The following is a 9,742-nucleotide window of genomic DNA, read 5'->3' as shown; positions in this document are numbered from 1 at the left end:
CGGATGCGGCAGAAGTGTTGATTTATCGTTTCGGATAGGTCTGCGTCAGTGCGCCATTGACCACATGCCCGCGCCTGAGCACTAGATTGGCCAGTGCCGCACGGTCTTTCTGGCTATGACTGGCTTGACCAAGCAGGCCGAAATAGCTGTTTGCCGTCTCGCGTAGGTTCTCTGCGGGCGCTGCAGCGGTGCCCTTTATGGCCTGGGCGACCGACTTCTTGCGAGTGGTGCGCCTCCAAGGCTTGATCACATGCCCGACGAAGTCCAGGCCGCGATCAATCGGCTGAAGGATGGTCTTCGACGGGTTGAGCCTGACGCCCAGGCTGGGCAGGAAGTCTTCGATCTGCCGAAGCCAATCGTTCAGCTGCTGGGGCGACTCATGCAGTAGCACGAAGTCGTCGACGTATCGGATGTAATGCCTGGCCTTGAGGGTGTGCTTGCAGAACTTGTCCAGGGCGTCGAGGTAGACGTTGGCGAAGAACTGCGACGAGAGGTTGCCGATGGGCAGGCCAAGGTAAGCCGGCTGCGCGGTGAGGCGCTTGTGCTGCGGTACCCGGTTAAACAGGTGCGCCGCGCTCCGCTCGACGTAGCTCTCACGCGGGTCGTGCATGAGCACCTGCAGGGCCAGATTTCTGAACCATGGGTCTTGGATGCGGCTGGCAAGCTGCCTGCCCAGCACGCGCTTATCGATCGACACGAAGAAGTTGGCCAGGTCACACTTGAGGTAGAAGCCAGGCCGTGACCAGTTGTGGGTCTGGCTGCGGATCTTCGCCTCCATGCGTTTACCGGCGTACAGCGTGCCGCGCCCTGGGATACAGGCGCAGCTGTCCGCTATGAAGCTGCGCTCGATAGCGGGGCCGATGCGGTTGTACAAAAGGTGATGCACGATGCGGTCGCGGAAGTCGGCGGCCCAGACCTCGCGGGCCTTTGGCCTGGTGACCACAAAGCAGATTGAGCGGCCAGGTCGGTAGGTTCCGGCCTGGAGCTCGTCGAATAGGTCGAGGAGATTTGCTTCCATGTCCACTTCGAAGCGTCGGGCGCTCGCAGTGTTCCGCTTGTGCCGCCGGCAATCGTAGTAGGCCTGGGCCAATTCCTCGAAGGTAAAGCTCGCAACGGGTGAATCTGCGGACGGGGCGGACGAGACGCTCGTTGTTCTTGTCGTTGTTGTTGAGCCAGCCATCCTCAAAGTCCATGTTGTAGGCGTTGTTGGCGGAGAACTGCGACCTATCGTGCTATCTACGTCGCCAGGACGATTTCTCAGCTTGACGACTGCGCCGGACCTACCAGCCCCGCTGGCGGTATCCGTGGTGCGCATGGCGGTGATCACAGATCAGCGGCACGACCAGATTCAGCGTGCAGGCAGGAGGGCCTTAACCCTCAAGCAACGGACGCGGTTGCGGATTTCTTCCAGGCGTTTGCCTGGCGGCCCACGGAGGCCGTGAGTTTCATGGCCTTGGCATGCTGCCCTTTGCTGATGAGCCCCTTATTGGTGAGGGCGCGCAGCAGGTAGTTCAGCATCCAGACGCTTTCCAGCAGGAGGTTCAGGTGCGGGAGCTTGTCCCGCGCCATGTTGGCGCGGCCTATCAGCACCAGAGCTTGCAGGCATTCGTCCCTGATTTTCGAGCCGACGACCTGCTTGAGGTCACGCGGGATGTTTCGAACCAGGTCGAGCGAAAGGCCGAGTAGTTCCTCGGCCACCTTGTGGATCTCAAGCTCTGTGTGCAGGGCCATCCTGGCCTCCTAAAAGCGAGGGCGCCAGGGCGCCCATGAATGAAGAATTGAATTACGGAATAAATCTGCGGACGGGGCGGACGAGACGCTCGTTGATCTTGCCGTCGTAGTAGAGCCAGCCAACCTCAAAGCCCATGATGTAGGCGAAGTAGGCGGAGAACTGCGAAGACGACCAGTGGTAGGCCTTTTCGAACAGTTCTGGCACGTTGGCCTCGGCCACCTGAAGTTCGCGCCGAGCAGGAAGGTAGAAGTCATTGTGCTCGTCAGCAGTGAACTCGCTGGCCAGCTTGGCGGCCGGGTGTTCATTGCTGTCGGCTAGCAGGGCCCGGGTATTGGCAAGACCGTCGCTCATGCTGGAGGCGCCTTCGCATTCCTCACCGCGACCACCCCACTCAGCGCGCAATTGCTCGGACAGGGTTGGCACGATCAGGTAGTAGTCGGGGCCGCCATCCTCGCCGCGAACCAGGCCGGCGTTGTAGCCGCCTTGCCCTGGCCAATACGAGCCCAAAGCCGGAACGCCGGAAGGCGCTGCATCTTGTGCTGCATAGTTCAGCAGGCGGTCGAACTCGCGTTGGATGATCCGGGACGCCACGCCGGCGTCGATGCTGATGCTGACTTGCTCCATGGGGTGCTCCTGATGGAATTAGGTGCAGGCGGCCGGCGCTTCCCGGCGCGCTTCTGGTCTGATCGCCGTCCTGACGAACCCGGAATCGCCTGCAAAGAAAGGAATGAATGGGTGAATTACTGAAGGATGAGGCTGCGGACGGGGCGGACGAGACGCTCGACGTCCTTGCCGTAGCCGATGAGCCAGCCATCCTCAAAGTCCACGTAGTAGGCGTAGTCGGCGGAGAACTGCGAGCTCAGCCAGTGGAATCGATCCTCGCGCAAGGTCACCAGGCCATCAGCCTTGGCTGCCATTACCAGTTGACCTTCCAAGCAGGATGGGATGAACGCGCCCAGTTCCAGTGCCTTCACGGCGATCTCGCTGCCGGCCTCGGCCATGTCGCGTGTATTGGCCTCGCCGTCGCTGTAGCTGCTGGCTCCTTTGATCTCCACGCCGTACTCGCCCCACTTGCCGCTCAGTTCGTCCGGCAGCAGCACCAGGGCGCGTTCTTGGCCATTCAGCCAGTAGCGGGTGACGAAGATGCCGCCCGCCAGTGGCTGCCCCCGCTCTGGGAGCTCGGCGGCGGCGATGGATTGCAGTGCAGATTGGGTCATGACTTTCTCCAGGATGTGAGCCGCCCTCCATGACTGGTGGCGGTTAATTGATCGTTCGGTGGTCGTTACTTCAGGATGGCCTTGGCACAGGCCTGAATTTCTATCCAGAGGGCAGAAGAGGGACGGGCTTCGTACTTGACCAAGGCTCTGGCGATTCGAAGGGCCAGATCTTCTCGGCTTCCTTCAGGTGCTGGTGGTGACTGGTGGGCAACCTGTATCGGCAGGTCGAACTGGCCTGGAAGGTCGATTCTCATGCGCTGCAACTCCTCGATCTTCGGTAAGCCCGCTTGGCGGCAGGTTCAGGTGCCGCTGTCGCCGGCGATGCTGGGTTAACTTTCGAATAGGCCTCAAGGGTTGCAGGTCTCGATTGGTGTTTTGTTTGTCGATTCCGCAGGCATCACAAGCAAAAGCCGCTTGTTGCCTCGGTAAACTCCCCAGGGCTTGCCAGTAGACCTGGCCATGGCGGCCGCGTACTTCACGGCTGCCACGGCCTGGGACATGGTTGCGATCATGGCTACGCACCAGCCAGGTAGTGGAGAGGCGCAAACGGTATATCATCGTCGAAGCTGTCATTGTCCGGTGGCGCGGACTGCTGGTTCTGCTGCTGACGCGCCGGGCGCTGCTGTGGCGGATGCCGATCGGGTGCCTGACCAGACTGCTGGCCATGCGGTCTGCCACCGAGCAGCTGCATGGTGCCGCGCATGTCGACGTGCACCTCGGTCGTGTAGCGTTTTATGCCGTCCTTTTCCCACTCGCGGGTTTGCAGCTTGCCCTCGATGTAAAGCTGGGAGCCCTTACGGGCGTACTCCCCGGCGATCTCCGCCACCTTCCCGAACAGCACGACACGGTGCCATTCGGTGCGTTCGACCCTCTGGCCTGATTGCTTGTCCGTCCACTGCTCGCTGGTGGCCATGCTGAGGTTGGTCACGGCGTTGCCGTTGGGCAGATAGCGGACTTCGGGGTCTTGGCCGAGCGTGCCGACCAGGATGACTTTGTTTACTCCGCGGCTCATGACGAGAACGCTCCACCCATGATGATCAACACCAATGCCCACAGCGCAGCCCAGCGGGTGCGCACGCCATCAGGCGGGGTGACAGTAACGACCGGTACCGACTTGGCGTTGACTGCGCGCTCGAGGCTCTCGGCGTAGGTCACCGCGTCGAAGTAGCGCCGGCGCTGGCCATACAAGCGGTTGTCGGTGGCGCCGACCACTGCCCAGCTGTTACCGCTTGCAGGTTGGACGTAGAAGCGGGAGTTGCTGCGGAAGCGTGCGGATGCGGCCAATGCTTCCTGCTGGACCTGCTCGTACTGCTTACGGCTGTTGCGGATGGATGCGTTCATGGTGGGGCTCCTTGTTTCAGGCGTGAAGTTCCAGGCTTTCAGCCCGGCGAAGGATTCGAACTTGAGCGGTGCGGCGCTCCGGTGCACGGCGGTCGCGGCGCATCGGATCGTTGTCGTTGAAGGTCGAGTGCATGGCGATTAGGCTGGCCAGCACGATGCAGAGAGGGCTGATGATCTGCTGACGCATGGCCTTGGTAACCGCCTCAATGCGGCGACCGGCCTCCAGCTTGAACAGCGCAGCCTCGATACGGTTGGCCACGGTTCCGGGCGTGACAGCCATCTGCCGTGCGATCTCTTTGGTGGTCAGGCCCTGGGCAACCCAGAGCAGTGCTTCAAGCTCACGTGGTGCCAGCATCTTGCCGAGACGGCCTGTCCATGAGCCGCAGGTGATCGTTTGCATGAGTATCCTCAGGAACCGCATTGGTCAGGCGCCAGGCGCAGTGACCAAACTGGGCGTGAAAAGCCAGCCTGGCGCCTGCCAATGCGGTCGGATGTGAAGGGAAGGTGATGCTGCTAATGTTCAGCTGGGTGCGCCTTAGGATTCATAAGGTTCGCTGTGATGCGCTTTACGATGTGCCTGCATCGGGGTGTGATCTGCATGACGTTTGCCGCCCATTGCTCGCGCGCTGGGAGACGGTACTCAGATCACACCCCGATGCAGCCTGCGATGGGGAGCAGGGCATCGGGCAGTTAACGTCAGGCGGACGTGGCGCCGGTTGTTCAGTCGTCCTCGTCAGCCGTCAGCATTCTCTCGATGTCAGCGGCGCCGGGTTTCTTCCAATTCTTGATCTGCCCGGTCTCGAGGTCGATGTTCAAGATCAGGTAGTCGCCGTAGTGGTTGCCCGGGAAGAAGTCGGGCACATAGCCTTCGTAGTTGCCCACCTCGTCGCCCTGGGCGTCATGGATGCCAGCGGCAAATCCGTCGCGCACCTTGATGTGAAGGCGAAGCTCGGTCACGTCGACCTGAACCGTTTTCTGCTGGTTGATCTGCATGCGATGTTCTCCAGTGGATTCCCCCTGATGCGCCCCGCTTGAGGCGCACCGGGGAATCGTCTGCTCAGTGGAAAACTACGGCTCCGCCGTCAGCGGCGACTTCGAAGGCAACCTTCCATTCTTGGTACTTTCCCCAGAAGTAGCCGCCAACGGCCTCGGCCTTGTCTGCAAAGTCGGCGTAGTCCTTGGCCAGCTTCGCGCTGACTACCGGACCGATAGTGCCGTCGCAGTCCGAGAACAGGATCTGCTCGTAGAACGGGCCTTCACCTGCCTTGTTGGCACCACCGAAGTAGGGGAAGCGCTTTTCGTATTCGTCGCTTGGGGTGGCATCCGGCGTGTAGCCGGCAAGCTTCGCCAGCTCATCGCGCCAGGCGCTGTAACGACCGTAGCCGGTGCTCAAGCCTGATCCTTCCTCGCCAAGCTTGTAGGTCATGCCCTCTTTCAGGCCCTCGGCGCGACCGGGGAAGTCTTTGTTGAAGTAGAAGTCGCGGTAGTTGTCGTAGTCGACCAGGTCGCCGTCCTTGTCACGCTCGGCGTCAGGCGCCTCGACCAGTTTGCTGAATGCAGAAACGTCCAAGCCCATTTTGTGTTCCTCCAGTGAATTCCCAAAGCACCCGGTCGCCCAGGTGCTTCAGTGAATACGTGGTCTCTCAGGCCCCGGTCGCTCACCCGGTATCGCGCTTCCTGCATCTGTCGAGGCATGCGCGCCGCTTGGATGCCGCTCTATTGCGGCACACCTGATCGCACCAGAGCCCTGCGGGGATGGTGGTGGCAATTTGCTGCTGGTAATCTCGGGCGATGCGATCAGGAGGCGAATGCCATGGAGCTGAAAGAGTCGAAACACCCAAAACCTCCATCGGATGAGGATCATCTGACGGTGGAACTCAGGAACGAATTCAAGCTGCTGAACAGGATCTTGGAGCTTCGCGAGATAGCCAAAGACAGCAGCAAAAAGAAGCTGAATCGTAAGGCGGCCAACGCAGCCATCAAGAAATCCAAAAAGAGCGGAAAGAAGCCGAACAGCGCACAGAATCGCGCGTCGTTGTCGGCTAGCCCTGCGGATGGACATTGGATAGAACGGGTTTGTTGGCGCTGCAGCTCGAAGTTCGCTATCCATTCAAAGTGGGATAACCCACCAAGCATGTGCAAGGCATGCGCCAAAGATTTGGATGAGACCTATCTTCAAACCGGCCCAGATCGCTCAACCCCTTTCGCGAAAGTGCACTTCGTAAGAGGAGGCGCCCCCAGCCTTGGTAAGCGCCGATGATTGCTATCTCTTTGCTCTCCGCGTGGTCCTGGAGTAGGGCCACCTGGAGAGCATCCGGCCCACCCTCGGAGGGCCGGTAATCTCTTCTACTTGCACAGGCCAACGGTCGCTTTCACGTCAGTAGCTTCCAGCGCGACACGGGATCATGGTCCCAAGGCCAAACGCTTACTCGCTACTACGCAGCCTCTCCAGCTACGCCCTCCGAATGAGGTCTCCTGTGCCCAGCGCCGACATGAGGTCGAATCGCTGCGTACCGTTGCGCGGTACGTCCGCTGGCTATGCATCGGCCAGCTCGGCGTTCATCTGGTTTTTAAAGAGCTCAGGGTGGGGACCCTGTTGGATCGCTTCAGCGACCCAATAAGCTCAGTAAACAATACGTTTATAAACAAGTCAACACAAAATGTTTATAGATAGCCAGTGCCTGGCTACCCTTCGATGCTGGCCCTTTTCTTCAGGCACGAAAAAGCCCGCTCGGCGGCGGGCTTGAAGAGCGTATCGGCTTTAGTCAATGTCGTCGCACATGCTCATAGATGAGGCGCGAAGCGTCGGGTCAGATATTTTCCCGACCCTGCGCATGCACTGATCATAAGCCTGGTTTGCAGGGGCTTTCGGGGCGGGGGTAGCGGATGGCTTAGCGGGTGATGAAGGGGAAAGCGCACCGATAATCTCTTCAGAATTGACTACAGTGCTCAAAGCATCGGATCCGGCTGATATCAAATCAGCCACTGGCCCGCTGCTCTTGGCGCTCTTGGTCGCGACTTCTCGGCCGTTCTCGTCGATTACCAAACCTGAAATATCGTAATCGAATCTGACCTTCATATAGGCGTCCATTTTCCACTCCCGGACCTTCAACACCAGAAGCCTCTGGCCGGGGGCAGATCTGGATGGAGAGTATGCATCCGAGCTGCGAATAGACGCTCGATCAAAGGCTCTGCGAAGGGCTTCTTGAATGTCAGATGACAGAGGCTTCCCGGACACCGTGTTGACGTTGAAAGGGTTGTAGTAGAGACCTCTGATCCTGCCTACGAAGGTTGGACTCTTGCTTGCGCTCAGGATATATGGTCGTTCATCGATAACCGATATCTCAACGGAAGCATCCGATTTGGCGAATATGTAAGGGCTTGATTCTCGGTAGTCAATTTTTTGACCGAATGCACATCCGCCTAGAGCGGAGAGCGCAAGAAGTAGGGCAAGGGCGCGGACGACTAGCATGAGGAAAAATCCGTTTCGTTTTGGAAACCATGATTCTACGCTGCCACTAGTATGCAATCTAAAAAAAAGAGCACTACTGCTGAAGCTACCAGAGCACAGATGACCAGAAGACCTTGCCCAGAATGGTTATCTCTTGGTCTAGCATCTCTTGGGCTGTGTACTCCTCATCGCCATGCTCCTCACGGTTGAAGCTGCGCATCCGAATACCGCCACCTGGAAGGCGATAAAGCATTTTCACACGCAGCTGACCGCCATGATCTAAAGCGTACATCTTGCCGTCGACCACCGAGGTGCTCCCTTTGTTAATGCCTACGACGCTTCCGTCAGGCAAAACGGGCTCCATGCTGTTGCCGCTGACGCCGACACAGACAGCCTCACTAGGCTGCACGTTCTGCCGCCGCAGAGTCAGCTTCCCAAATCTGAGCTTTCTGTTCGGCGACTCTGCAACGATGGTGCGGCCCTGTCCTGCCGATAGCTCTACTTCCTTGAGGAACGGCACATAAACCTCATCATCATCAAGTGGTGTGCCGTCGTCCCAGGCATCGATTGGCCCCAGATATGTGGCGTTCGACTTCACACCATATTGCTCAGCATCTCGTGGCCCGGTGCCAGCGCTGAGCCACTCAGGCCTAACCTTTAGATGCTGAGCTACAGCCAGGAGCTGGCGAGAGGGGATCCCCCGGCTGAACCAGTTGTTTAGATTTTGAGTTGTCACCCCGAAGGATCGAGCGGCCTCGGTCGGGGTCATCTGGACTTCGTCCAGCAGTTTTCGCAGGCGATCGCCTGAATTCTCAGTAGTCATAAACACAAAGTTTACCGGGGTTGCACCGTTTATTAAATAAACGTATTGTTGACTTACGTTTATCTGTCGGCGTCAGAATGTTTATGGAACCTACTCCGCTCGAACGCGCGATCCAAGCAGTCGGATCCGGCAAGGCGCTAGCTCAAATTTTGGGTGTGACACCAATGTCCGTATCCCACTGGAAGGTCAGGGGCATACCGGCTCGTAAGGTTATCCAGATTGAAAGGGCAACTGGCGTTGCTCGTCACGACCTTCGCCCAGACCTCTATCCCCTCAACTCCTAGCGTGCCCATATTTTCGCCTGCATGGCGAACCGCCAGTAGATGACCGAAACACCTGCTGATCCATCCAGTACCTGAATCGCAGGCATAAAAAAACCGGGTGGCAGCCCGGCTTCTTCAACAAAACATCGAGGTCGATTATGCCCAGTGCAGTCGATACACGCAACACCCAGCCCGGCGCGTTTAGCTTCCCTTCACACGCTGTCGACCATGTGATGTCCTCGCGCGAGATCGCGCAGCTCACGGGAAGCACGCACGACAATGTTCTCAAGACGGTACGCCAGCTGGTGAAAAGGGGTGTCGTTTCATCAAACGAGACCCCCTACACCCATCAGCAGAACGGCCAGCGGTACACCGAGTTCCTGCTCACCTATCGGGACACTCTGGTGGTTGTGTCGGGCTATAGCGTCGAGCTGCGCGCCAAGATCATCGACCGCTGGCAGGAGCTAGAGGCGCGCGTAATCGCCCAGGTCCAGATCCCAACCAACTTTGCGGAGGCCCTTCGCCTTGCTGCTGACAAGGCAGAAGAGAACCAGCGTCTTCAGGAGGCTTTGGCAAAGCAGGCTCCGAAGGTCGCAGCCATCAACCGGTTGGCCGGCGCCGGCGGGGCAATCTGCATCACCGATGCGGCGAAGCAGCTGCAGCTGGCGCCATCGAGGCTGTTCGCCTGGATGGAGCAGAACCGGTGGATCTACCGGCGCGCGGGCTCGACACGCTGGGTCGCCTTTCAGCCCCGCATCACCGCGGGCCTGCTCAAGCACAAGGTCACATCGCTCAAGCCAGATCCGGAGTCGGGCGTCGACCGTGCGGCCTTCAGCGTGCTGGTCACTACCAAAGGTCTTGCTCGGTTGGCCGAAGAAGAAATCGCCAAGCCGCGTACTCAGGAGCGTACCTGAC

Annotated in this window: 15 protein-coding genes; 3 read left to right on the top strand and 12 right to left on the bottom strand. The window is 59.1% G+C overall.

Annotated features, from left to right (window positions below; all coding sequences use genetic code 11):
* Positions 1–22: 22 nt before the first annotated feature.
* From PPA02S_RS08945 to PPA02S_RS08900, 10 genes are all read right to left on the bottom strand, one after another.
* Positions 23–1,180, bottom strand: a complete 1,158-nt coding sequence (locus tag PPA02S_RS08945; RefSeq protein ID WP_080667898.1) for an RNA-directed DNA polymerase — start codon at positions 1,178–1,180, stop codon at positions 23–25.
* A 197-nt stretch (positions 1,181–1,377) separates the two neighbouring features.
* Positions 1,378–1,731: a four helix bundle protein gene (locus tag PPA02S_RS08940; RefSeq protein ID WP_028634928.1), complete on the bottom strand. Its 354-nt coding sequence runs from the start codon at positions 1,729–1,731 to the stop codon at positions 1,378–1,380.
* 52 nt (positions 1,732–1,783) lie between these two features.
* Positions 1,784–2,356: an Lcl C-terminal domain-containing protein gene (locus PPA02S_RS08935; RefSeq protein WP_028634929.1), complete on the bottom strand. Its 573-nt coding sequence runs from the start codon at positions 2,354–2,356 to the stop codon at positions 1,784–1,786.
* A gap of 116 nt (positions 2,357–2,472) precedes the next feature.
* Complete coding sequence (locus PPA02S_RS08930; protein WP_028634930.1) at positions 2,473–2,949, bottom strand: Lcl C-terminal domain-containing protein; 477 nt, start codon at positions 2,947–2,949, stop codon at positions 2,473–2,475.
* Between the two features lie 65 nt (positions 2,950–3,014).
* Positions 3,015–3,203, bottom strand: coding sequence for a hypothetical protein (locus PPA02S_RS08925; protein WP_028634931.1), 189 nt, complete (start codon positions 3,201–3,203; stop codon positions 3,015–3,017).
* A gap of 260 nt (positions 3,204–3,463) precedes the next feature.
* Positions 3,464–3,961: a single-stranded DNA-binding protein gene (locus tag PPA02S_RS08920; protein WP_028634932.1), complete on the bottom strand. Its 498-nt coding sequence runs from the start codon at positions 3,959–3,961 to the stop codon at positions 3,464–3,466.
* Positions 3,958–4,290 carry a hypothetical protein gene (locus PPA02S_RS08915; protein WP_028634933.1) on the bottom strand — a complete coding sequence of 111 codons (333 nt, stop codon included), beginning with the start codon at positions 4,288–4,290 and terminating at the stop codon, positions 3,958–3,960. Before PPA02S_RS08915 ends, PPA02S_RS08920 begins: the two co-directional genes overlap by 4 nt.
* 16 nt (positions 4,291–4,306) lie before the next feature.
* The gene (locus PPA02S_RS08910) at positions 4,307–4,690 is read right to left on the bottom strand and encodes a response regulator transcription factor (protein WP_028634934.1); all 384 of its coding nucleotides are present in this window, start codon (positions 4,688–4,690) and stop codon (positions 4,307–4,309) included.
* Between the two features lie 320 nt (positions 4,691–5,010).
* Entirely contained in the window at positions 5,011–5,283 is a 273-nt protein-coding gene (locus PPA02S_RS08905; protein WP_028634935.1) for a hypothetical protein, read from the bottom strand.
* 64 nt (positions 5,284–5,347) lie between these two features.
* Complete coding sequence (locus PPA02S_RS08900; protein WP_028634936.1) at positions 5,348–5,866, bottom strand: hypothetical protein; 519 nt, start codon at positions 5,864–5,866, stop codon at positions 5,348–5,350.
* A gap of 237 nt (positions 5,867–6,103) precedes the next feature.
* On the opposite strand from PPA02S_RS08900, the gene PPA02S_RS23005 reads away from it, so the two are divergent.
* On the top strand, positions 6,104–6,550 hold the full coding sequence (locus PPA02S_RS23005; RefSeq protein ID WP_154660097.1) for a hypothetical protein: 447 nt from the start codon (positions 6,104–6,106) through the stop codon (positions 6,548–6,550).
* Positions 6,551–7,051: 501 nt separating this feature from the next.
* Here the strand turns inward: PPA02S_RS23005 and PPA02S_RS08890 are convergent.
* Positions 7,052–7,762 (bottom strand): hypothetical protein, encoded by a 711-nt coding sequence (locus PPA02S_RS08890; RefSeq protein ID WP_050577104.1) that lies wholly within the window; start codon positions 7,760–7,762, stop codon positions 7,052–7,054.
* Positions 7,763–7,847: 85 nt separating this feature from the next.
* The gene (locus PPA02S_RS08885) at positions 7,848–8,510 is read right to left on the bottom strand and encodes a S24 family peptidase (RefSeq protein ID WP_272867587.1); all 663 of its coding nucleotides are present in this window, start codon (positions 8,508–8,510) and stop codon (positions 7,848–7,850) included.
* A 131-nt stretch (positions 8,511–8,641) separates the two neighbouring features.
* Here PPA02S_RS08885 and PPA02S_RS22570 point away from each other — a divergent pair, with 131 nt between their 5' ends.
* Positions 8,642–8,848: a transcriptional regulator gene (locus tag PPA02S_RS22570; RefSeq protein WP_328804761.1), complete on the top strand. Its 207-nt coding sequence runs from the start codon at positions 8,642–8,644 to the stop codon at positions 8,846–8,848.
* 212 nt (positions 8,849–9,060) lie between these two features.
* Complete coding sequence (locus PPA02S_RS08880; protein ID WP_028634939.1) at positions 9,061–9,741, top strand: Rha family transcriptional regulator; 681 nt, start codon at positions 9,061–9,063, stop codon at positions 9,739–9,741.
* Position 9,742 lies beyond the last annotated feature (1 nt).

Source organism: Pseudomonas parafulva NBRC 16636 = DSM 17004 (genome assembly GCF_000730645.1).
GTDB lineage: Bacteria > Pseudomonadota > Gammaproteobacteria > Pseudomonadales > Pseudomonadaceae > Aquipseudomonas > Aquipseudomonas parafulva.
Note: the sequence above shows the minus strand (reverse complement) of the source record. Positions and strands in the feature narration are given on the sequence as shown.